Genomic DNA, 23,070 nt, shown 5'->3' on the forward strand with positions numbered 1-23,070 from the left:
CCGTCCGTGGGGCGCTTGAAACGACGAAGGCCCGGGGCTCCTTGAAGGAAGCCTCCGGGCCCTCGCTCGAAGCGGTTGCGGCGCTACTCCGGCTTGGCGCTCAGCGTGGCGCCAGGGGTGACACCGCCGGCCGGGCCACCGCGCGTCTCCATGGCGTCGGCGACCAGCTCGGTGATGTCCTTGACCTTGATGTTCTCCTCGCGGCCGGTGTCGTTGACCGCGTCGCCGAGCATGGTGGAGCAGAAGGGACACGCGACGGCGACGATGCCCGTGCCGCCCTTCTCCTTGTAGTCACCCACCTGGCCGGGCTTCTTCTTGTCCGCGGCGTCCGGGAACGGCGTCGTGGGGTCCTCCGCGTGCTTAAGCGTCAGCGCCGCCTCGTTCAACCGGTTGTGGTTGATGCGCGTGCCGATGTGCTCCTCCATCCACATGCGGCCGCCACCGGCGCCGCAGCAGAAGCCCTCGCGCTTGCTGCGCTGCATCTCCACCACTTCCAGGCCGGGGATGGCCTTGAGCACTTCGCGGGGCGCGTCGTACACGCCGTTGTGCCGGCCCAGGTAGCAGGGGTCGTGGTAGGTGAGCTTCGTGTTCATCACCGCGGAGAGCTTGATGCGCTTCTCACGCAACAGCTCGTTGATGAGCTCCGTGTGGTTGATGACGCGGTACTCGCCGCCGAACTCCGGGTACTCGTTCTTGATGGTGTTGAAGCAGTGCGGGCACTGGGTGATGACCGCCTTGACGCCCATCGAGTTCCACGACTCGACGTTCGTCTTCGCCATCGTCTGGTACAGGTACTCGTTGCCCATGCGGCGCGCGGAGTCGCCGTTGCACATCTCCTGCTTGGACAGCGTGGCGAAGCTCACGCCCGCCTCCCGCATGATTTTGACCAGCGAGCGGCTGACCTTCTTCTGCTTGTCATCGTAGCTGCCCGCGCAGCCCACGAAGAACAGGTACTCGTACGGGCCGCCGTCGTCACCCCACGTGGGCAGCGCCAAATCCTCGGCCCACTCGTCGCGCCGGTCCTGGCCCAGGCCCCAGGGGTTGCCCTGGCGCTCGATGCCCTCGAACACGCGCTGGATTTCGGGCGGGAAGTCCGCCTTCACCTGCACCTGGTAGCGGCGCATGTCGATGAGGCGCGGCACGTTCTCGATGAAGACCGGACACGCCTGCTCGCACCAGCCGCAGCTGGTACAGGCCCACACCGTCTCCGACTTGAGCGCGCTGCCGACGATCTCCGGCAGGGCCTCCTTCACGTGGTTGGGGCCGTAGCCCTCCTCCACCCACTGCTCGTGGTCCCAGAGCCAGTGCTTCAGGTCCTGGTTGACGGCCTTGTGCGTGAGCGGCTTGCCCGTGATGTACGTGGGGCAGTGCGTCTGGCAGCGGCCGCACTCGGTGCAGGAGTACAGGTCCAGGCCCTGCTTCCACGTCAGGTCCGTCACCGTCGCCGCGCCGAACTCCTCCTTCTCGAGGTTGGGCGTGGACAGCTTCCCGGTGGAGTGCGTGCGCTGGAAGAAGACGTTGGGCAGGCCGGTGATGATGTGGAAGTGCTTGCCGATGGGCAGGAAGTTCAGGAACGCCAGGACGATGACCAGGTGGATCCAGAACCCCGCCACGCCCAGCACGTGCGCCGCGGTGGCGCCCAGCGGCATCATCAAGAGGCCCGTCAGGCTGGTGAACGGCTCCCACCACACCAGCGCGGACGGGGCCGCGGGCACCTGCGTGGCGCCCACCGGCACCTGCGCCGCGGCGTTCGCGGCCACCATGTGGCTGCCGCCGAACAGGAACTCGGACACCATCAGCCCGGAGATGAAGCCCAGGATGAGGTACGCCTCCCAGGACTGGGACATGCGGTCCGGCTTCACCTTCCAGCGCGTCCACACGTAGTAGCCGCAGCCCACCAGCGCGAGCGCCGCCACCACGTCCTTCACCAGCAGGTAGACGCGGTAGAGCATCCCCAGCCCGGCGTTCTCCAGCCAGAACGGGTGGCTCAAGTCGGTGAACAGCTCCAGCGCGCCCGTGGAGAAGCCCATCGCGAACATCATCAGGGTGCGCACCTGCAGCACCAGGAACGCCGCGAAGATGAGCACGTGCATCAACCCGGGCGTGAACTCCTCCGGGTCCACCATGCGCCGCTGCCCGAGTCCGAAGAACACGAGCCGCTTGATGCGCAACGGGATGTTGTCGAGCCGCCCCTCCTTCTTCATCGCGAGCAGCACGCCCACGCGACCGGACATGGTCATCACGAAGATGGGGATGGCAATGGCGAGCAAAAGGCCGGTGATGATGGGGCTCATTGGGACTCGGGGGACCTCTCAGGGGATGTTGCGGTAGGCCCGTTGCCGCGATGCGGCAAAACTTGAGTGCCCGTCAACCCTAACAGGGGTGATTCTCGAATCAAGCATCGAGCGGGCGCCGTGTCCGGGACTGAAGCACGGCGCGGTGCCCTGGGCGAGCAAGCTGGCTCGCTACACCGATTTACCAACACCCGCACTCAGCGCTCACCCGCTTGAAAACGGCCGAGTGTTGACAGGTGTGTGCTTCCATCCGGCCAGGGTCGGCCCTACCTTGTACGATGGCTCCCTAGACTGTCCGCCACCGGATTTTGCCCCAACCCGCTGGATTTGTTGGGTTCGTGGCTGGAGGGCAGGCAGGGGAGCAGCGGAGCGAGGCAGGGCCCGAAACTTTGACGTCCCAAGGGCTTTACAACGCGAAGCGACATGGTCACCATGGTTAGTAAATCGGTCAACGAGTCGTAGCCGGGTACCGCATGGGGCGGGCCCACGAGGACCGAAAAGAGGGCGTCCGTGGGGAGGCGAGCCGGAAGGCCGTTCACCCTCGTCGAGCGGAGCGCCCGTGGAGGAGCCGGACATGGTTCACGATGACACCACGTACATGGACGATGAGGGGCTGCCGTATGTGGACCTCGCGGAAGATGGCGAGTGCGAGAGCGTGACGCCCGTGGATGGCTCCGCAGGTGGCCGCAGGTGGGGCTACGCCGAGGAGTCGTGGGGTGGCTGGAACGCGGCGGAGTGACACGCGGCCCCCGCGGCTCGTGGACGCGCGGGGGCATTGCTGAGACGTCGGTCGGCTCGCGCGGTGGCCCCTTGCTGGTGGCTCCCGGGCCGGTGGGATTTCCCGGACAAGACTCGAATCGCGACGGCGTGTGTCGTGCTCCGCGTGGGGTGCGGACGGCCCCTCTTGCGTCCGGGGTGTGACTGCCGACATCCTCGACGGGCTGGCCTCACCCCCGCGAGGCGCCCCCTGAAGGTCCATGAGACTTCCGGCCTTGGCGGGCGCCGTCTGCCTGGGACGGTTCGCGGGCGGGACGGGTCGTGGGCTCGCACGGGAGCGCGGATGAAGCAGACGGCCTTGGCAGTGGAGCGGGACGCGGAGCACGGCCGGGAAGTGCTGCTGCTCGTCACGCTGGAGGCGGACGTCGACGCGCCTCGCGCCCCCGTGGCGGTGAACCTGGTGTTGGATCGCAGCGCCTCCATGCGCGGCATCCCCCTGCTCGCGGCGGTGCAGGCGGCGCAGGCGCTGGTGGAGCGCGCCAGCCCCCGTGACTACCTGGGCCTGCTCACCTTCGACGCGGAGCCGGAGCAGGTGCTGCCCGTGCGCGCGATGGACGCGCCCGCGAAGGCGGCGCTGCTCAAGGCGCTCTCCCGCCTGGAGTCCGGCGAGGGCACCGCGCTGCACGAGGCCGTGGAGCGGGGCGCGGACGCCGTGCGCCGCGTGCTCGTCCCCGGCGCGCGGCCCCAGGTGCTGATGCTCACCGACGGTGAGCCGTCCGTCGGCGTGTCGAACCTCGCCGAGTTCAAGACGCTGGGCGCCCGCGTCGTCGAGTCCGGCGTCGTCCTCCACGCGCTGGGCCTGGGGCGCCACTACCTGCCCGACATCCTGGAGGCGCTCACCAGTCCGTCCGGCACGGGCTTCGTGCACGTGGACGACCCGGAGGGCCTGCCCGACGCGGTGGGCTCGTTGTCCGCGGAGCTGTTCGGCGAGGTGGGCTCGGACGCGCGCGTGTACGTGCTGCCCTCGGGCTTCCTGGAGCTGCGCTGCCGGCACCGCTATCCCGCGCGGGTGGAGGGGGACGCGATGAGCGCGTCCTTGGGCGCGGTGTCCCAGTCCTTCCCGCGCCGCGTGCTCTTCGCGGGACGTCCGGTGTCCACCGACTGGAGCCTGGGTGTGACGACGTCCTTCGTGGAGGGCAGCGACACGCGCCGGGGGCCCGTGTCCGTCACGCGCGTGGATACCGACAGCGACCCGGGCCGCTTCGTGCGCGCGGTGTCCGCGGAGCTGGAGCTGGTCGCCGCCGAGGCCGCCGCCTGGAAGTCGCTGGGACGCAAGCAGCAGTCCGCCGCGGAGCAGGCGCTGGAGTCCGCGGACCTGGCCCTCTACAAGCTCGCGCGGCTGGGCGCGCCCGAGGTGCCCCCGCAGCGCCACCTGGAGCGGCTGGCGGACCTGCGCCGCATCGTCGAGCGTCGCGCGGCCCAGCCCCAGGCGCTGGTGATGCGCCGCGCGCACTCGGAGGCGTCCCGCATCACCCTGAGCCGCATCGGTCCGGCGCTGCCCCTGCCCGCCCTGGCGCCCTGGAAGTCGGAGGATTGAGGCTCGGCCGCCTGCCCCTCCCGGGTGGGCCGCCCCCGTGTTGGCGCTGGAATGTGTGCCTCGTTACCTCCCTGGACCACAGCCGGGCGCGGGGAATGTCCGCCCGCCTGGGAGGTTCTGGCACGGACGTGGTCCCCGCGCCGATGCTGGCGGGCCCGTCTCGGCTGGGTTAACGGGAGGCGCATGAAGCACTCGGTGTCCAAGAGGTTCGCCCTGGTGGGCGGTATCGGTCTGTGGCTGACGGCGGCGGTGGCGCACGCGGCGCTGCCTCCGTCCGCGGTGGCCACGGGCGCGCCCGACGAGGGCGACCCGCGCATCGAGGCGGCGCTGCTGGTGGACTCCACCCAGGTGAAGCCGGGCGACACCTTCCGCGTGGGCGTGCGCTTCCGGCTGGACCCGGGCTGGCATGTCTACTGGAAGAACCCGGGCGACTCCGGTCTGGAGACGGACATCGCGTGGGACACGCCCGGCTCCACCGTGGGCGCGCTCCAGTGGCCGTTCCCGAGCACCTTCCGTACCCCCGACGGCTTCATCACCACGCACGGCTACGAGGGGGAGGTGCTCCTGTTCGCGCAGGCGCGCGCCTCCGAGCAGGCCACCGGCTCGCTCAACCTGTCGGCCGCGGTGAACGCGCTGGTGTGCGAGGTGCACTGCATCCCCGCGGACCTGATGCTCACGCGCTCCATCCCGGTGGGGCCCGCGACGGTGGCGGACACCGAGGCCGCGCCCACGTTCGACGCGGCGAAGGCGCAGGTCCCCCGCCCGACGAAGGACACGGGGCACAGCGCGGTGCTCGCGCTGGACGCGAAGGAGCTCACCGCGGGCAAGGAGTTCACCGGCACCGTCACGCTGACGGGCGGCGCTGGCGTAGCCGCGACGGAGAAGGACTTCTTCGTCCCCGAGCGCAACCCCGGCGTGGACAAGGTCACCCTCACGCAGACGGCCCCGGGCCGCTATGCGTTGAAGGGCAAGGCGGAGCCGGACGCGCCCGAGGTCGAGCCGCGCCTCAAGGGCGTGCTGCGGCTGGGGACGAAGGCCACGGGCTATCAGGCGCTCGAGGTGGACCTGGCCCTGGCGCCCTTCGTGGCGGCGGCGCCGGGCTCCGCGCCGACGGCGGTGGCGAAGGCGCCCTCCATCAAGGACTCGCTCGCGGCGGTGAAGCCGGTGACGAGCGCCGCGCCGGCCGCGCCCCAGGAGGCGTCCATGGGGCTGGGCATGGCGCTGTTGTTCGCGTTCCTCGGCGGCGCGCTGCTCAACCTGATGCCGTGTGTGTTCCCGGTGCTGGCGCTCAAGGCCTACGGCTTCACGCGCATGGTGCGCCAGGAGCAGGGCCGGGTGGGCGCGCACGCGGCGGCGTACGCGGGCGGAATCATCGCCAGCATGCTGGTGCTCGCGGGCGCGGTGCTGGCGGTGCGCGCGGGCGGCGCGGGCGTGGGCTGGGGCTTCCAGTTCCAGGAGCCGCTCTTCGTCGCGGCGGTGAGCGCGGTGCTGGTGGCGTTCGCGCTCAACCTCTTCGGAGTCTTCAACGTGGGCCTGGACGGCACGGCGCTCGCGGGCAAGGTGGACCGGAGCCACGGGCTGATGCACAGCGCGGGCGAGGGTGTGCTCGCGGTGGTGCTGGCCACGCCCTGCTCGGCGCCGCTGCTGGGCACGGCGGTGGGCTTCGCCTTCGCGGCGGGGCCGCTGACGGTGCTCGCGGTGTTCACCGCGCTGGGCCTGGGGCTCGCGCTGCCGTTCTGCCTGCTGGTGCTGGTGCCGGGGCTCGCGCAGAAGCTGCCGAAGCCGGGCGCGTGGATGGAGCGCTTCAAGCAGGTGCTGGGCTTCGCGCTGCTGGGCACCACGGTGTGGCTGGTGTGGGTGATGGGCGGGCTGGCTGGTGTGGACGGCATGGCGCGGCTGCTCGCGTTCCTCGTGGCGGTGGGCCTGGGCACGTGGGTGTATGGCCAGTCGCAGCTGCAGGAGGGCGGCAAGCGCTGGGCGTCGCTGGGCATCGCGGCGGTGGTGCTGGTGGGCTCGGGCGTGGCGGCGCTGCGCTTCGACGAGGCGGCGGCTCCGGCGGCGAAGGCGTCCTCCACCGTGGCGATGGCGCAGCCGTGGAGCGATGAGGCGGTGGCCTCCGCACTGGCGGCGGGGCAGCCGGTGTTCATCGACTTCACCGCGGACTGGTGTCTCACCTGCAAGTTCAACGAGCGCACGGTGCTGTCGCGCGAGGAGGTCCGCGCCGCGTTCACCGAGCACCAGGTGGCCTTCTTCGTGGCGGACTGGACGCGGCGCGACGCGCGAATCACGGCGCGGCTGGCGGACCATGGGCGCGCCGGTGTCCCCATGTACCTGGTGCTGAGCCCGAGCGCGCCGGACAAGCCGGAGGTGCTGCCGGAGCTGCTCACGGTGGACTCGGTGGTGGACTCGGTGAAGCGCGCGTCGGCGTGCTCGCCGCGTCCGGACGGCTCGAAGGTGTTGTGCGCCGCGCAGCTCCCGCGGCCTTGAGGCATCCGAAGTCATCCGCAGTCATGTGATGCAGTCCCCAACCTGGAGGAACGCCATGAAGCAGGTCTTCACCGCGCTCGCGCTCGGCTCGCTGTTCGTGGGCATGCCCGCCCTCGCGGATGCCGAGGTCGGCAAGCCCGCTCCCGCCTTCACGCTGAAGGACGAGGCCGGCAAGGAGCACTCGCTGTCGAAGTACAAGGGCAAGGTGGTGGTGCTGGAGTGGACCAACCCCGAGTGCCCCTTCGTGAAGCGCCACTACGAGGCGGACACGATGACCAAGACGCTCAAGGGCTTCGACGCCCAGAAGGTCGTGTGGCTGGCGGTGGACTCCACGGCGCACAACACGCCGGAGAAGTCCGCGGCCTGGAAGAAGACGGAGGGCTTCGCCTACCCGGTGCTCCAGGACGCGAGCGGCGCCACGGGCAAGGCGTACGGCGCCAAGACAACGCCGCACATGTACATCATCGACACCGAGGGCGTGGTCCGCTACGCGGGCGCCATCGATGATGACCCGCGCGGCAAGAACGACAAGAAGGTCAACCACGTGCAGACCGCCGTGGACGCGGTGCTCAATGGCAAGCCCGTGCCCGCGGCCACCACCACGCCCTACGGCTGCTCGGTGAAGTACAAGAGCTGAAGACGCTGGCCACCTGTGGTCCCCAGGGTCCTCTTCCCTTCGCGGGAGGAGGACCTTCGTTTTTTCTGGGCCATGCCGTCGATGTCCCCTGCAAGCGGACTCGCGCGTCTCTTCCGTCCGGAGGGAGCGAACCCATGGTGAGACGCGGACGCCTGTCGAAGCGATGCCTCGTGGCGGTGATGTTCATCCTGTGCGGGGTGCCAGGCTCGGGATGTTCAGAGCCCCCGGAGACCGTGCGGGTGGCGGAGCCTCCGGAGTCGGACGTGGTGCTGGAGGGCGACGTGGTGGAGGTGCCCCGAGGCGCGCTGTCCGAGGCGCAGTCGAAGCTGCGCGGCGAGGTCGATGGCGTGGTGGGGAATGGCGAGCGGACGTTCTACCTGGCCATCCGCCGCAGCGAGCTGTCCCAGCGCTGGTTCTGGTCGGGGATGCTGAGACACTTCTTCCCGGACGGCGCCTACTGGGGCGTTCCCCACAACCTGCGGACGTACGTGGTGACGATGCGGGAGAAGAACGGGCGGCTGTTCTTCATGAATGCCAAGGACGGCCTGCTGTTCGGGGGCAACGAGAAGCTCGACTTCCCGTTGGAGTCGTATCCCATCGTCACGGACCATGCGCCGTTCAACCGGCTGTCGGGCTCGGAGCAGTACGTGCTCATCGACCCGGCGGCGGGAGGCGACAGCATCGGCATCGTCGGAGACCGGTGGTTCGGGGGCGCGACGTTCCGGATGGAGATGAGCTTCGCCCAGCGCTTCCGACGGGCATCGGACGGCGGCGCGATGTTCGAGCAGGTCTTCCTCGGGCACCTGTCCATCCCCGAGGACCGGACCGCGTACCTCGAGTACAACGACACGCGTTGGGTGGGGACGCTGTCGCTCGCGCTGCGCAAGTACCGTGAGGGGCCCGGCTACACGCGGACGCCTCCGCCGGAGCTCCCGTACTACTTCCTCAACTCGGGGCGACTGCTGCCCGCCTCGGGCGAGGTGGAGCAGGAGGCCCTCAAGTGGAACATCCACCCCGGGATGAAGCCCATCCGCTGGTACATGACGCCCAACCTGCTGGAGCTGAAGAAGGACCCACGCTACCGCGACCTGGACCTGGTGGGCGCGCTGAAGCGGGGCATCGAGGCGTGGAACGAGGTGTTCGGCTTCCCCGTCTTCGAGGCGGTCCTGGCGGACGCGTCCGTGGACTTCGGCGAGGACGACAAGAACTTCGCCATCTTCCACCCCGTCCTCGAGCCGGCCGGGGCCTGGGCCGACGTCGCGCCCAATCCGAACACGGGCGAGCTTCGCCGGGCGCACTTCGTGTTCAACGCGGGCCTGTTCCGTGACGCCGACCTCTTCTTCTCGGATGACCCGGCGCTCCTCTCCTCCAACACGCCCGTGGAGCGTCCGCCTCGTCCCAGGCTGTCCTGGGGAGGGGAGGCGCAGGAGCGCCTCTGTGAGCTCGATACGTCCCGGATGGGCGCGCGCGGCTCGCTCGCCGCGCTGACGGACCCGGACCGCGCCGCGCTGGCCTCGATGACGAAGAAGGAGAAGATGGAGCGCCACTTCACGCACATCGTGGTGCATGAGGTGGGGCACACGCTGGGGCTGCGGCACAACCTCAACGGCTCGCGGACGTACGACGGGACGCCGGCCACGCCTCGCTCGAGCTCGGTCATGGACCACCTGCACGAGCTCGACACCCTTCACATGGTGAAGCCCGGCTCGTTCGACGTGGCGGCCGTGCGTCATCTGTATGGGTTGTCCTCGGCGCTGCCCACGGACCTGTTCTGCACGTCGGGGCTGAGGGGACGCGCCCTCGCGGAGCCGGCGTGCGCGAGCCTGGACCGCTTCGACGACCCGCTGACGCGCTACCACACGCCGGTGATGCGCGAGCTGATGGCGGACGTGCTCGCGGGCACGCCTCAATCGTTCCCGTTCATCATCTCCCGCCAGACGGTCGAGGACTACGTGCGGGGAGGCACGGAGCAGGAGCAGGTCCGGGGCTATGACCTCCTCATGGAACAGGTCCGGCCGCCGCTCCAGGTGCCCTCCGGGCAGGGCGCCGCGTATGTGGCGCGAGCCAATGCGATGGCCCTGCGCATCCTGAGGGACCTCTACCTCCTGGAACTGGACCCCTACTACTCGCCGTTCCCGAACCCGCCGCCCAGCACGCCCGCCTATACCGAGGCCCTGTTCTCGGATGTGCGTGGCATCCTCCTCGACGTCGATGGGCACAGGCCCTTCTCGCTGCGTCGGGAGATGGTGGCGGTGCTCAAGGCGCACCAGACGCTCGCGGCCTATGGGCTGCTGCTGGAACTGCACGCCGAGCTGACCGCGCGGTTGCCGACGCTCAGCGGTGAGGCGCGATGGGGGACGCTGGAGCTGTTGGGGCGCATCGAGGCGGCGAACTCGCCCTACTTCCGCTGAGGTGGCTCCACCCGGCCCACGTCACGAGGCAACAGGAGCAGGGAGCACAGCGCTCCCGCTCCACACAGGCCCGCGGAGACCCAGAGCGCCTCGCGTGTTCCCTGGAGGAACGCGTCCCCTGTCTTGCTCGCGAGCCCACCGAGCAACGGCAACAGCGCCACCGCGAGCAGGCCCGCGATGCGCGCCACCGCGTTGTTCACGCCCGAGGCGATGCCCGCGTGTCGGTCCTCCACCGCGCCGAGCACCACCGCCGTCAGGGGCCCCACGGTGAGGCTCAATCCCAGGCCCAGCACGAGGACCCCTGGCAGCACCGTGTCCACGTAGCCACCGCCACGGTGCAGCCGCGTGAGCAGCGCCATGCCGAGGCCCGCGAGCAGCGGCCCCGCCGTCATCAACGGACGCGCGCCGATGCGTCCCGCGAGCCTTCCCACCAGCGGAGACAGCGTGAGCAACAGCACGGTGATGGGCAGCAGGGATGCGCCCGCGGCGAGCGCCGAGTAGCCCAGTTGTTGCTGCAGCGCGAGGATGAGCAGGAAGCTCACGCCGCCCAGCGCGAAGTACACCGCGAGCGTGGTGAGGTTGGCGCCGGAGAACGTCCGCGAGCGGAACAGCCCGAGTGGGAGCATCGGATGTCTCGCGCGTGCCTCGATGACGAGGAACGCGGCCAGGAGCGCCACGCCAGCCACGGCGGCGAGCACGGGCGCGAGGGACCAGCCTCGCGAGGGACCTTCGATGAGCGCGTAGATGACGCCGCCCAGTCCGAGCGCGGCGGTGATGGAGCCGGCGAGGTCCAGTCTTCGGGTGTCTCGCGTGGGCCGGTCATCCGGCACGTAGCGGAGGGCCGCCCAGACGGCGAGCACGGCGATGGGGATGTTGAGGAAGAACACCCAGCGCCAGGACGCGGCATCCACCAACCAGCCACCGAGCAGCGGACCCAGGGCCGTGGTGACACCCGAGAGCCCCGCCCACGCGGCCACCGCGCGCTGTCGGTCCGCCTCGGGAAAGGAGGTGCGCAGAAGCGCGAGGCTCGCGGGCACCAACAGCGCCGCGCCCAGGCCCTGCGCCGCGCGGAAGAGGGCGAGCATCCAGGCGTTGGGGGCCAGGCCGCACAGGACGGATGTGAGCGTGAAGGCCATGAGGCCGAGCACGAAGACGCGCCGCTGTCCCCACGCGTCACCGAGCGCGCCGCCCGTGAGCACGAGCGAGCCGAGCGTGAGCAGGTAGGCATCCACGGCCCACTGGAGGCCCGCGAGGCCCGTGTTCAGCTCGCGTCCGAGCGCGGGCAGCGCGACATTGACCGCCGTGGAGTCGAGGAAGGCCATGCCACTGCCGAGCACGCTGGCCAGCAGCACCCCGCGCCCGCGCGGACTGGCGTAGGCCACGGACGTGGTGTCGGAAGGCATACGCTTCAGCGTGGGACGTGCATCGTCATCGTGCCACGGCGGGCTTCGAGGAGCCGTGAGCCTGGCTGCCCGGATGCCCAGCACATGGTGGAGCGAAGGCCCCGTGCACACCCTGTCCGCGGACAACGTGTTTCGAATGGAGACGAGCGATGGCGACCGAGTGCAAGCACATCGAGCAGGCGGGCAACCCCGAGCCGCGGACCAACGGCTGCGAGGAGTGCCTGAAGATGAATGCCCAGTGGGTCCACCTCCGCCGCTGCCTGGAGTGCGGGCACGTGGGGTGCTGCGACTCGTCGCCGAACAAGCACGCGACGAAGCACTTCCATCAGACGAAGCACCCGGTGGTGCAGTCGTTCGAGCCGGGTGAGACGTGGGTGTGGTGCTTCGAGGACCGGCTCTTCCTGGACGACAGGCCCGAGCAGGAAGAGGGCTCTCGCGTCTAGGGCGTGTCGCGGTCCTCGCGGAAGAGGCTGGCGAAGCAGCCCACCAGCAGCATCGCCAGCAGCAGCGCCGCCAGGACGCCCGAGAGGTGGAGCCAGAGGCCGGTGATGAGCTGATGCGGAGAGGGGCTCATGGTGTCGGCCCGCCTTCGGGGGCTGTCGCCACGGGGAAGGTCAGCTCGATGTCCGCGTCGCCGCCGTCGCCGCCGAGGTCTCCATCGGCGCCGAGGCTGCGCAGCCGCACCTGTCCGTCGCGCACCGTGTACTCGTAGGCGTTGTGCCACGGGTCCATCGGCAGGGCCTGGAGCGACTGGTGCTCGACGAGCAGCCTGAGCCCTTCGGTCTCCGTGGGCAGTCGACGGTGCTGCTCCTGGTGGATGAGGAGTGCCCCCTGGATGGCGCTCAGGTCGATGGCCGCACGGTCGCGCCGTGAGGCCTCGGCGCAGACCTCCGATGCGACCACGAGCATCGCGAACAACACCAGCACGCCGAGCCCCGCGACCCATAGCAGCGCGAGGCCCGCCTGGCGGAGTGCTCGTGACAACGGGCGACGAGGGATGGATTCGGTCATCGCCGCCCGCGTTTCAAGCCACGTGCCGAGGTGGCCCTCCCCTCGCTCCGACCGACTCGCGTCCTTCGGTGTCTGTCATCCCGTCAAGGCCACGGGTCCGCACCGGCCGGAATGACAGCCGTGGCTCCGAGGCGCACAGGGCCCCGGAGCCACACTGTGCTCACGCGGCCACCGGCTCGATGCGTGGACGCGTGCGCGCCGCGACCGTCCTTCGCCGTCCCTTGCGCAGCACGTCCAGTGAGACTTCGTCATCGGTCGCCAGGGCCATCAGTCGCTGGAGGTCGTCCACGCTGCTCACCGGTCGTCGGTTGATGGCGAGCAGCAGGTCCTCCGGCTGGAGCCCCGCGTCATCCGCCGGTGTTCCACCCTGCACCTTGATGACCCGCACGGCCCGGGGCTGCCCCAGGTCTCTCACGTGCTCCGCGCCCAGGTTCACCGCCGCCGCCGCGATGCCCAGGAAGCGCCGCTCCACCTTGCCACGCTGGATGAGCAGACTGGCCACCCACGCCGCCGTGGTGGCGCTCACCGCGAAGCCGATGCCCTGTGCGTACGGCAGCACCAGCGTGTTGAGCCCGACCACCTCGCCCCGCGTGTTGATGAGCGGCCCGCCGGAGTTGCCCGGGTTGATGGCCGCGTCCGTCTGGAGCATGCCCTCCAGGATGACGCCGTCCGGCAGGGTGACGCTCCGGTTCACCGCGCTCACCACGCCGAGCGCCACCGACTGCTCCAACCGGAACGGATTTCCGATGGCCATCACCAGCTGGCCCACGCGCACCGTCTCCGGCGCGGCGAGCGGCAGTGTCGGGAAGTCCGTCCCCTCCGCTCGCACCACCGCCAGGTCCGTGGGCGCGTCGCCTCCCACCAGCGAGCCGCGCAGCTCCTCTCCGTTCGACAACTGCACCGTCAGCTTCCGCGAGCCGCGCATGACGACGTGGCGGTTGGTGAGCACGTAGCCATCCGGCGTGAGGAAGAGCCCCGTGCCATGGCCCCGCGCGTGCTCCACGCCCACCACCGCGGGCGAGGCGCGCGCGACGAGCGTCTCCAGGTCGTCCGAGAACTGTTGCAGGAGTTTCATCGTGTGCTCCTCGTCCTCACGAGCGCCGGCCCAGGGTGATGGGCACTTCCTTCACCTCGCCGGCTCGCAGCACGCGCGCCTGGATGGTGGTGTCCGTCTTCGCGTCGCCCAGATAGCCGAGCAGGTCCTCCACGCGGTGCAGTGACTGTCCATCCAGGCTCACCAGCACGTCGCCAATCAGCAGCCCGGCCTTCTGCGCGGGGCCCTCAGGGTCCACGGAGAGGAAGATGAGCCCTGCCTCCGTTCCGGCCGCCGCCCACTGGTGCTGCGGCAGCTTCACGGGATACGCGCCCACGCCCAGGTAGCTCCGGCGGATGCCGCCGTGCTCTCGCAGCGACGACGTCACCCGCGTCAGTGTCTCGTGCGGGATGACCACCGCGGACGTGCGAGAGAAGGCCGCGGAGAGCACTCCGATGAACTGTCCCGTCGCATCCACCAGCGCGCCCCCGGAGAAGCCGGGAGGCAGGTCCGCGTCCGTCTCGAGGTAGCGGTCCACGCGTCCGCCCGCGTGCGTGCGCCAGCCCTCGCCGTGCGCGCTCACCATGCCGAGCGTGGCCCTCGCCGTGCGCCCCGGCCGCGCCACGGTGACGACGAGGTGCCCCACCTTCACGCCGTCCAGCGGCGTGGGGGTGAGCGGATTGAGTCCGGTGGCGTCGACCTTCAGCAGCGCGACGTCGGTGCTGGCGTCCCGGCCGATGAGCTCGGCGGGGAGGGTGCGCCCGTCGCCCAGGCCGACCTGGAGGTGGCTGCCGTGCTCGGCGACCTGGCTGGTGGTGAGGATGAGCCCGTCGGCGCTCCAGACGATGCCGGTGGCGCAGCGACGACGGCGGGCGTCCACGCGGACGACGCTCCGCGCGGTGCGCTCCACCACGGAGGCGAGGGATTGGGAGAGGGAGGAGAGGTCGGTGGACATGGCGTGTTCCTTTCGAGGCGGAAGGTAAAAGCCTCGAAGGCGCGCCACATCGGCGGACCGGGCAGGGAGGGGACCTGCCTGTTCGGGGAGGTCACCCCTCCTTTCGGAGGAGTGAGACCCGGCGCCCTCACCTCAGGGAGAGGGAGCCGACACCGTCAGCCATCCGGAGTTCGTCTTCGCGGAGATCGGCGCGGGGACGCCGATGTGGATGGGCTCGAACTCCTCTTCGCCGGGGGTGAGCATGGGGGGCAGGTTCACCACGCCGCTGGTGGGGCTGACCACGTGGAGCGGGTACGTCAACCCACGAAAGGTGACCACGCTGTTCCTCACGAAGTTCTTTCCGTAGAGGAGGACGGTGGTGGGCTCGGACGAGCCCGCGGGGACGCTTGGGGGCTCCACGGTGGTCAGCTCGGGGGCGGGGAGGTTGAACCCGAGCCGCGGGGACCTGGCGCCATGCGGGTACTGGGGCGAGGCGGTCAGCGCTTCGAGATAGAGGCCCTCGCGCTCCTCGAGGAAGGAGGGAGGGAGGGTCGCCCGCAGCTCGGTGCTGCTCGTCACCTGGGTGGCGAGTGTCCGACGCGTCATCACCAGGAGGCTGCCCGTGCTGAAGTCCTCGCCACGCACGCGAACGGTGAGGGTGCCGTCCTCATGGTCCGTCACCGCGATTTCTTCCAGCGTGATGGGCGGGAGGGTCTCCTCCTTCGGAGCTGCCCCTGCGTCCGGAGGAGCGCTCTGGAGGCCCGTACCGCAAGCACAGAGCAGCCCGGTGAGTGTCGCCATCGTTCCCAGCCGCATCCGTGCTCCCTTCGCAGCCCGCGTCACGGCATCACCCCGGAGCCGTGCTTCTTGCGCAACGGCGCTCAGGGCGTCTCGGCCGACGGTGCCCGGGCGAGCTGCTCGAGGTGGAAGTCCGCCACGTCGTACGTGGGATGGTGGAAGGCGTGCGTGGCCAGGGCGGCCTCGAAGTGCTGTCGGGCCAGCGTGGGGTCGACGACGCCTGCCTTGCCTGGGAGTCGACCCGCGAGCGCGGCCTCGCCCAGGTAGTAGTGGAGCTGGATGCGACGCAGGCGTACGCCGTGGTCTGTCGCCTCCTCCTCGTCCGGGTTGGCGCCGAAGGTCGGGGCCTCGCCCGTGAGGTGGCGCGCCAGGGGGAGCGGCCAGTCCTCGCCGGGGTGCGTGGCGGTGAAGGACTTCAGCGCGGAGGCGTCCCGGGTGCCCGGCGCCGTGAGGTGGCGGAGCAGATGGGCCATGGCGTCCTCCGGGTTCTTCTCCACCAACGTGTCGAGCGCCGTGGTCGCGCGTGATGGGCCATCGGGCAATTCAGTGACTGCCGCGACGTAGATGCGGGTGGCGCCGATGGACGTGCCCTCGCGGGCGAGCGGCTCCAGGGTGTCCGCCGCGTCCTTCGCGCGGCCCAGGGCGAGCAGGGCGCGGCCGAGCAGCAGGCGGGACTCGAGGTCTCTCGGCATGCGCTCGACGATGGGCGCGAGCAGGTCCACCACCGGCTGGGGCTTGCCTTGCAGCAACAGTCCCCGGGCGAGCCCGACGCTGTAGAAGGCTTCCTTGATGTCGGAGCTCGGCGTGGCCGCGTGGTCCTCGCGCCAGGCGAGGACGCTGTCGAGCGCGGCCCGGTAGCCCTTCTCCGTCAGCGCGCCGTCACGCAGGAGCCGACCCAGCATGCCCCAGCGCCGCTGGATGATGTCCATGTTCCAGTCGACCCAGTCCTTGGTCTGCTTCACGACGAGCGCGTCCAGCACGGCGCGCGTGTTCGCCGGCTGGTCGAGCATCATCATCGGCAGCAGGGTCTCCTGGAGCACGGCCTGCGAGAGGCGCAGGGCGTCCAGTGACAGGGCCTCGGGTCGCTTCGCGTCGCCGGCGGCGTACTCCATGGGCCAGAACGACGAGGGCAGGGACAGCAGTGTCTCGAAGGCGCTCAGCTTCACCGTGAGCTTGCCCGCGTCCACCGTGGCGTCACCCCAGAGCAGCAGGTTCACCTTCGCCTCGCGGGCGAGCCCGGGCGCCTGTTCGAGCGAGGCCGGCACCGCCACGGTGGGGCGCACCACGTCGATGGGCGTGTTCCGGCTCAGCTCGGTCAGCGCGGTGAGGAGTCGTGCTTCCTGGGCTCGGGCCTCCTCGGCCGCCTCGGGGGTGGTGGGGCGCAGGGAGAGGAAGCCGACGACGTAGCGAGGCTCGCTCGGCTTGGACGCGGGGAGGGGCTTGGGCGACGTGGCGCAGGCGGTGACGAGGACCGCCAGCGTGAGGACTCGGAGCGGGGAGGGGAGGTTCATGTCGGGACGCAGGCGGCGGGATGGATGGCGAAGACCGGGGAAGGGCAGCGCCGACGCCTGCTCGGGGACTCATGCGCCGTGCTCGGAGCGCACGGTGTGAGGGACGGTAGCATGATGAGGACCACGGACCGTTCGCGAGGTGCGGGTCGTCCCCGTGGGCCGAGGAACAGCGCGTGGTCGACGGTGATGTGTCAGTCGCGCACGAGCAGCGCGCCTCCTGGACCGAAGCCGAGGGTGAGGCACAGGATGCGACGATGACTCGCGAGACGGGCATCGCCGCGCGCGGCCTCCGCCGCGAGCTCCGCGTCGTTGAGTACGAGCACCTCTCCGCTTCCTGGCAGTCGCGCCTCCGCCAGGATGTCGGCCACGAGCGTGGCGTGTCCCTCCCAGCCGTAGGTGCAGCCGCCCGGAACGAGTCCCTCATCGAGAGGACACGGGAGCGCGAGGCACAGTGCGTCCAGCGAGGCGTCTGGGGTCAGGGCGCGCAGCGCTCCCGCGAGGAAGCGCACCGCCGCGATGATGTGGTGCCCATCCTCGGGGCGAGGCATGCCGATGAAGAGTCGAGGGAGCAGCGTGGTGTCCCGCTCGAAGACCTGGAGGGTCTGGGGGCTCGCGCACTTGAGGCTCGTCTGGCCCACGTCGAGGCACAGCGCTTCGTGTGCGGAGCCTGAGGACGTCAGCAACCCGAGGCCCGCATGCACGGGTGCGAAGCGCGGGGACTCGGCGAGGACCACGGGACGGCCGAGCTTCGTCGTCGCGGCCGTGAGGGCCAGCTCGAAACCCTGGAGACACGCGAGTCCGCCACTGAGCCACACCGCGTCCACTGTGTGCTGATGGACCAGGGACTCCAGCGCGCTCGCGAGCGCGGGCATCAGGCGTGTCGCCAGCGCGTGCTCGGGGACTCCGGCGTTCCGGTCCGCCTCGACACGCGGCGTGCTGAGCAGCTCCCACAGTTCGTGGCCGAGCACCGGGAGGTTCCACACCTCCAGCGGAGTCACTCCGGGGGCGTGATATCGGCGTGGGCGCCAGCCTTGCTTCGGTGCGCTCATGCGACGAGGGCGGCGATGCGCTCGGCGGCTTCCTTCGCGCCGTCGCGCGCCTGGTAGGCCTTGGAGATGGCGGACACCTTCGCGCGCAGGGGCGTCCCCGCATCGAGGAGCTGACGGAGCGCGGCGCGGCACTCCTCCACGCTCAAGGTGTCGGGCGACAGCGCGAGGCCCGCGCCAGACTTCTGGAGGAAGTGGGCCTGGATGGGCTGGTCATTGCAGACAGGCAGCAGCAACAGGGGCACGCCCGCGGTGAGCGCTTCCATCACGGAGTTCGCGCCGCCGTGCGAGACGAAGGCGGAGGCGCGTGGGAGGAGCTGACGTTGAGGTGTGTAGGGCACCGCCACCACGTCACCGGGCAGCGAGCGTGCGAAGTCCGTGTCGGCCAGCTCTCCGGCGCTGAGGACCAGGGTGACGCCGAGGGGCGCGGCGGCCTCGGCGATGGTGCGGAACAACGTGGGCTGCCACGAAATCTGGCTGCCGAAGGACACGTACACCACGGGCCTCGTGCCCAATCGCTCCCAGGGGAAGTCCACCTCGTCGCCTCGGGGCTCGGGTGGAGTCGACGGACCGACCAGCTGTGTGGCTGGGGGCAGGCCCGCGTCGGGTCCCAGGAAGTCCTCGGTGGCGAAGATGATGTTGAGGCGCGGCGAGAGGCACTCGCAGTTGCGGAAGCGCGCGTCGAAGCCGTGCTGGGCGAAGAGCGCGGCGCGCTCGGACGCGAGGGCTCGCACGTTGCGGCGCAGCCCGTAGTCCTCCATGGGTTCGAGCAGGGAGAGCGCGGAGGAGACTCCGGCCCAGGGAATGCCTTCGCGATGCGCGGCGAGCACCGCCGCGTACTGCATTCCATCGAGGGCCATGACGTCCGGACGGAAGGCCCGGACGACGGCGCTCACGGGCTCGAGCAGCGTGGGCACCGCGTCCAGCAGCAGTCCGCGAATCCACCTCCCGAGCGTGGCTTCGTCGCGTACCAGTCGCGCCAGGGCCTCGCCTCCGGTCTCGATGCCGGGGGCTTCGTGCGCGGCGGCGGGAAGGTGGAGCACCTCCACGCCGAGCGTGGAGAGCTGGGGTGACGGCTCGGGGATGCAGAGCCATCCCACGGTGTGTCCCAGGCGGCGCAGCCACTGCGCGACGCCCATCATCGGGTTGATGTGGCCCTTCTCGGGGGAGGTGGCGATCAGGATTCGGGACATGGGCGGAGTCGCACGGCGTGCGCGTGGAGCATGGCGAGGGAGCACAGGCGCATCAACAGGCGGTCCACGACGCTCGCCTCCGGCGCCTCGGGTTCCAGGCGGATGTAGCGCTCCAGGAGCGAGAGCGGAGCCCCCGGGAGGATGACTCCGAGGGGCTCCATGTGCGCGGGGGACAGCCACTCACGATAGAGCTCGAGCCAGCGGGCTCGCACGGGGCTGGAGAGCGCGGTGTGTCCGTAGCGGGGCGTCTTGCGAGCGAGGCGGACTTCATCGGGGACGAGCCCACGGACCGCGTGACGGAAGAGCCACTTGCCCACACCCTCTCGCCGGAGTGAGGACTCGGGGAGCGCGAGCGCCACGTCCGCGCATCGCGTGTCGAGATAGGGCGTGTGCACGGTGATGCCGTGGGCCCGGGCACCGCGCAGCTCGGGGGGCAACACCAGCTCACGGAGGACCCAGGCCGCGTAACGGACCTCTTCGGAGGCGGAGGTTTCCGTGACGGACCAGGGTGCCGTCCCCAAGTTGTCCACAGCGCCGCGACGCCTCGTTCCCGTGTGTCGACCGTCTTCCTGGGCACGCGCCGGAGGCGGGGAGAACACGCGGGGACTGTCCTTCTGTGATTCGTCGTCGGTTCGGGGGTGGCGATGTTCTTCCACTCCGCCAGGCGGGGCCGCGCCAAGGCTGCTCATCTGTGACTTATCCACAGAGGCGCGAACGAGCCGTCGGTCCTCCGCTACGCTGGCCGCACCGGGCGCGGGCGCGCGCGAGGTGCCCGTCCGCAAGTTGTCCACAGAGGGGCGAAGCACCGTTTGAACGAGTCGTCGGTCCTCCTCGATGCGCGCCATGGCCGCCGCGAGCGCGCTGGGATTGCCCATCAGCACCTCGTCCGCGCCGGCGCCGCTCAGCATCACCGAGGCGCCGTGTCGTCGCGCCTCCGCGTAGAACGCGAAGCTCGCGATGGCTCGGGCGTTGAGGATGGGGCTCTCAGTGGCGAGGACGGCTTGCTCGAACAACTCGGGCAGCACGGCGTCCGGGATGGGCACGTCCACATGCTCCACTCCCGCGAGCCGGGCCACCGTGCGCGCGTTGCGGCGCTCCGTCTCATCGGCGAAGTGGACGTCCATGCTCCAGGCGCGAACCTGGCCCGGCGCGAGACGTGCCGCGAGCATGCACAGCACCGCGCTGTCCACGCCGCCGCTCAGGCTGACGTCCCGTGCCCCTTCACGCAGTCTCACTGCGACGGCGTCGGAGCATGCCGAAAGGAGCGTCCCGGCGAGCTCGTCGTCACCGTGAGCAACGGGAGGGGCCGGTCCGTCCTCTTGTTGGTGGGCCGTGCGATGCGCGCGGGCCTGTCCGTCATCCTGCCGGTGGGCCTCGCGATGCGTGGCGATGCGCGCGTGTCCCTCCTCAGGTCGGTGGGCCGCGTGATGCGTGGCGATGCGGGCCTGTCCGTCATCCTGCCGGTGGGCCTCGCGATGCGTGGCGATGCGCGCGTGTCCCTCCTCAGGTCGGTGGGCCGCGTGATGCGTGGCGATGCGCGCGTGTCCCTCCTCAGGTCGGTGGGCCGCGTGATGCGTGGCGATGCGCGCGTGTCCCTCCTCAGGTCGGTGGGCCGCGTGATGCGTGGCGATGCGGGCCTGTCCGTCATTCTGTCGCTGGGCCTCGCGATGCGTGGCGATGCTCGCGAGCCCTTCCTCAGGCTGGTGGGCCTCATGATGCGTGGCGACGCGAGCCTGTCCGTCCTCAGGGTGGGCCTCGCGATGCGTGGTGAACCGGGGTGGCCCCTCCCTTGTCGCGCGTTCATCGTCATCCCGTCGGAGAAGAACCCGATGAACGCGTGGCAGCGGCGGAGCCACACGGTGGACCCCCTCGAACAGGCTCTGGTGCGGCATGAGCGCGTGGTTCAGGAACGCAGCGACGGCGTCGGGGTCCAGCCCTCCTTCATCGCGCCGAGGCGCATCTTGGGTGCCCACCTCGGATTCCTGCCCTCCGAGCTCGTCACGAGGCTGACCCGTGGCGTCCGCACGCCGCCGTGCGAGCAACCTCCACACGGACGCCTCCGTGCTCTCGGACGTGGCCTGGTAGGAGGGCAGGATGGCGAGCGGGCCGCTCGGGTCGCCGGGGGACGCGGACACGCTGGGACTGTCGCAAGCCGCGGGGCTGGCCGGCAACCCCGCTATAGTCCCCTCCGTGCGTTACGAGCTGCACGACGGTCGAATCCTCACCTGGTCCCTGGAGACGCACGTCGTCACCCACTGCAACCTGCGCTGCGTGCAGTGCTGCCCCATGTCTCCGCACCTGCCCGCGTGGGCGGTGGACCCGGCCACCCTCGGCGCCGACCTCACCCGCCTCGCGCGAGTGCTCAAGCCCAGCGTCTTCAAGCTCACCGGCGGCGAGCCCTTCCTCCACCCCGACCTCGCAGGCGTCCTCGACGCCGCGCGCGCCTCCGGCATCTCCGAGCAGCTCTCCGTCACCACCAACGGCTTGCTCGCCCAGAGCGCACCGGACGCCGTCTACGAGCGCCTGGACCGGATGACCCTGTCCGTCTACTCCTCGGCCCCGCTCACGGACGCGTCCCTGGCCCGCATCACCGAGCGCTGCGAGCGTCACCGCGTCCACCTCACCGTGAAGCGCATCGACGCCTTCCAGCAAATCACCCCGGACGCACCCCTCGCGACCGACGCCGAGGTCCGCGAGGTCCACGCGCGCTGCTGGCTCAAGGTCCGCTGCCACCTGGTCCACCAGGGCCGCTTCTACTCGTGCACCCGTCCGCCCCACGTGGCCACCGTGCTCGGCCCCGCGTATCCGCAGATGCCCGCGCTCGGCGAGGTGGACGGCGTGCGCCTGGACTCCCCGGACCTGCTGGAGCGCATGCTCGGCCTGCTGGAGCGGGACACGCCCCTGGCCACCTGTCGCTACTGCCTGGGCGCCAGCGGCCCGTGGATGCCCCACGCGCAGCTTCCTCGCGCGAGGCCCACGGGCGCCCCGGCCTGAGAGCTACTTGCCCGACTTCGGCAGCGTGCTCTGCATCGTCGTCGGGTAGCGCGCGCCCACGGCGACCCCCGGAGGCGCGACGGCGTCGATGTCCTTCAAGTCCTTCTCCGAGAGCTTCACCGCGAGCGCCCCCAGGTTCTCGTCCAGGTACTTGCGGCGCTTGGTGCCCGGGATGGGGACCAGGTCCTGCCCCTGGGCCAGCACCCACGCGAGCGCGAGCTGCGCCGGTGAGCACCCCTTCTGCTTCGCCAGCGCCTCCACCTTCGTCACCAGCTCCAGGTTGCGCGTGAAGTTCTCCCCCTGGAAGCGCGGCGAGTTGCGGCGGTAGTCATCCGCGGCCAGGTCCTCGAAGCGCTTGAGCTGCCCCGTGAGGAAGCCGCGCCCCAGCGGGCTGTACGGCACGAAGCCGATGCCCAGCTCGCGGCACGCCTGCAGCACGCCGTCCTCCGGCTCGCGGCTCCACAGCGAGTACTCGCTCTGCAGCGCGGTGATGGGGTGCACCTTCGACGCGCGCCGCAGCGTGTCCGCGTCCACCTCCGACAGGCCCAGGTGCCGCACCTTGCCCTCGCGCACCAACTGCGCCATCGCGCCCACCGTGTCCTCGATGGGCGTCGTCGCGTCCAGGCGGTGCAGGTAGTACAGGTCGATGACCTCCACGCCCAGCCGGCGCAGGCTGGCCTCGCACGCCTGCTTCACGTACTCGGGCTTGCCGTTGATGCCGCGGGCCTGCGGATTGTTCGGGTCGCGGACGATTCCGAACTTGGTCGCCAGCACCACCTTCGCGCGGTGGGGCTTGAGCACCCGGCCCACCAGCTCCTCGTTGCTGCCGGAGCCGTACATGTCCGCGGTGTCGAAGAAGGTGACGCCCCTGTCCAGCGCGTGCAGCAGCGTGGCCTCCGACTCCGCGTCGTCCCGGCCCGCGTAGAAGTCCGACATCCCCATGCAGCCCAGGCCCAGGGCCGACACCTTCAGGCCCTGCTTGCCGAGTGTCCGTGTCTCCATGT

19 protein-coding genes are annotated in these 23,070 nt (G+C 70.5%); 7 read left to right on the forward strand and 12 right to left on the reverse strand.

Features of this window, described 5'->3' with window-relative positions:
* Window positions 1–83: 83 nt before the first annotated feature.
* Entirely contained in the window at window positions 84–2,294 is a 2,211-nt protein-coding gene (locus AC6JA9_RS01690) for a (Fe-S)-binding protein (RefSeq protein ID WP_473570946.1), read from the reverse strand.
* A 574-nt stretch (window positions 2,295–2,868) separates the two neighbouring features.
* Between AC6JA9_RS01690 and AC6JA9_RS01695 the strand changes: the two genes are divergently transcribed.
* From AC6JA9_RS01695 to AC6JA9_RS01715, 5 genes are all read left to right on the forward strand, one after another.
* The gene (locus AC6JA9_RS01695; RefSeq protein WP_170300443.1) at window positions 2,869–3,033 is read left to right on the forward strand and encodes a hypothetical protein; all 165 of its coding nucleotides are present in this window, start codon (window positions 2,869–2,871) and stop codon (window positions 3,031–3,033) included.
* 321 nt (window positions 3,034–3,354) lie between these two features.
* Window positions 3,355–4,608, forward strand: coding sequence for a vWA domain-containing protein (locus tag AC6JA9_RS01700; protein ID WP_497958989.1), 1,254 nt, complete (start codon window positions 3,355–3,357; stop codon window positions 4,606–4,608).
* A 183-nt stretch (window positions 4,609–4,791) separates the two neighbouring features.
* Window positions 4,792–7,095 carry a protein-disulfide reductase DsbD family protein gene (locus AC6JA9_RS01705; protein WP_497958990.1) on the forward strand — a complete coding sequence of 768 codons (2,304 nt, stop codon included), beginning with the start codon at window positions 4,792–4,794 and terminating at the stop codon, window positions 7,093–7,095.
* A gap of 55 nt (window positions 7,096–7,150) precedes the next feature.
* Window positions 7,151–7,732, forward strand: a complete 582-nt coding sequence (locus tag AC6JA9_RS01710) for a thioredoxin family protein (RefSeq protein ID WP_223751842.1) — start codon at window positions 7,151–7,153, stop codon at window positions 7,730–7,732.
* A 134-nt stretch (window positions 7,733–7,866) separates the two neighbouring features.
* Window positions 7,867–10,143 carry a zinc-dependent metalloprotease gene (locus AC6JA9_RS01715; protein WP_497958991.1) on the forward strand — a complete coding sequence of 759 codons (2,277 nt, stop codon included), beginning with the start codon at window positions 7,867–7,869 and terminating at the stop codon, window positions 10,141–10,143.
* On the opposite strand, the gene AC6JA9_RS01720 is transcribed toward AC6JA9_RS01715, so the two are convergent.
* Window positions 10,131–11,546 carry an MFS transporter gene (locus tag AC6JA9_RS01720; RefSeq protein ID WP_223782160.1) on the reverse strand — a complete coding sequence of 472 codons (1,416 nt, stop codon included), beginning with the start codon at window positions 11,544–11,546 and terminating at the stop codon, window positions 10,131–10,133. The genes AC6JA9_RS01715 and AC6JA9_RS01720 overlap by 13 nt on opposite strands.
* Window positions 11,547–11,695: 149 nt before the next feature.
* On the opposite strand from AC6JA9_RS01720, the gene AC6JA9_RS01725 reads away from it, so the two are divergent.
* Window positions 11,696–11,989 (forward strand): UBP-type zinc finger domain-containing protein, encoded by a 294-nt coding sequence (locus AC6JA9_RS01725; protein ID WP_046710489.1) that lies wholly within the window; start codon window positions 11,696–11,698, stop codon window positions 11,987–11,989.
* Here the strand turns inward: AC6JA9_RS01725 and AC6JA9_RS01730 are convergent.
* The 9 genes from AC6JA9_RS01730 to AC6JA9_RS01770 form a co-directional block, all read right to left on the reverse strand.
* Entirely contained in the window at window positions 11,986–12,120 is a 135-nt protein-coding gene (locus tag AC6JA9_RS01730) for a hypothetical protein (RefSeq protein ID WP_255653851.1), read from the reverse strand. The two genes, AC6JA9_RS01725 and AC6JA9_RS01730, sit on opposite strands and share 4 nt — an antisense overlap.
* Window positions 12,117–12,557 carry a type II secretion system protein GspG gene (locus tag AC6JA9_RS01735; RefSeq protein ID WP_223751839.1) on the reverse strand — a complete coding sequence of 147 codons (441 nt, stop codon included), beginning with the start codon at window positions 12,555–12,557 and terminating at the stop codon, window positions 12,117–12,119. Before AC6JA9_RS01735 ends, AC6JA9_RS01730 begins: the two co-directional genes overlap by 4 nt.
* Window positions 12,558–12,717: 160 nt before the next feature.
* A complete protein-coding gene (locus AC6JA9_RS01740) occupies window positions 12,718–13,632 on the reverse strand; it encodes a S1C family serine protease (RefSeq protein ID WP_223751838.1) in 915 nt (304 codons plus the stop codon).
* 16 nt (window positions 13,633–13,648) lie between these two features.
* A complete protein-coding gene (locus AC6JA9_RS01745; protein ID WP_223751837.1) occupies window positions 13,649–14,545 on the reverse strand; it encodes a S1C family serine protease in 897 nt (298 codons plus the stop codon).
* A gap of 132 nt (window positions 14,546–14,677) precedes the next feature.
* On the reverse strand, window positions 14,678–15,340 hold the full coding sequence (locus tag AC6JA9_RS01750) for a choice-of-anchor Z repeating domain-containing protein (RefSeq protein WP_497958992.1): 663 nt from the start codon (window positions 15,338–15,340) through the stop codon (window positions 14,678–14,680).
* Window positions 15,341–15,405: 65 nt separating this feature from the next.
* Window positions 15,406–16,833, reverse strand: coding sequence for a hypothetical protein (locus AC6JA9_RS01755; RefSeq protein WP_497958993.1), 1,428 nt, complete (start codon window positions 16,831–16,833; stop codon window positions 15,406–15,408).
* Between the two features lie 191 nt (window positions 16,834–17,024).
* Complete coding sequence (locus AC6JA9_RS01760) at window positions 17,025–17,801, reverse strand: ROK family protein (RefSeq protein WP_497958994.1); 777 nt, start codon at window positions 17,799–17,801, stop codon at window positions 17,025–17,027.
* Window positions 17,802–17,878: 77 nt separating this feature from the next.
* Entirely contained in the window at window positions 17,879–19,072 is a 1,194-nt protein-coding gene (locus tag AC6JA9_RS01765; RefSeq protein ID WP_223782166.1) for a glycosyltransferase, read from the reverse strand.
* A complete protein-coding gene (locus tag AC6JA9_RS01770) occupies window positions 19,057–20,964 on the reverse strand; it encodes an asparagine synthase-related protein (protein WP_497960616.1) in 1,908 nt (635 codons plus the stop codon). Before AC6JA9_RS01770 ends, AC6JA9_RS01765 begins: the two co-directional genes overlap by 16 nt.
* Before the next feature lie 298 nt (window positions 20,965–21,262).
* On the opposite strand from AC6JA9_RS01770, the gene AC6JA9_RS01775 reads away from it, so the two are divergent.
* Window positions 21,263–22,066, forward strand: coding sequence for a radical SAM protein (locus tag AC6JA9_RS01775; protein ID WP_370641896.1), 804 nt, complete (start codon window positions 21,263–21,265; stop codon window positions 22,064–22,066).
* Window positions 22,067–22,069: 3 nt separating this feature from the next.
* Here AC6JA9_RS01775 and AC6JA9_RS01780 read toward each other — a convergent pair whose 3' ends face one another.
* The gene (locus AC6JA9_RS01780; protein WP_223751483.1) at window positions 22,070–23,068 is read right to left on the reverse strand and encodes an aldo/keto reductase; all 999 of its coding nucleotides are present in this window, start codon (window positions 23,066–23,068) and stop codon (window positions 22,070–22,072) included.
* Window positions 23,069–23,070 lie beyond the last annotated feature (2 nt).

The organism is Myxococcus sp. MH1, from assembly GCF_059738865.1.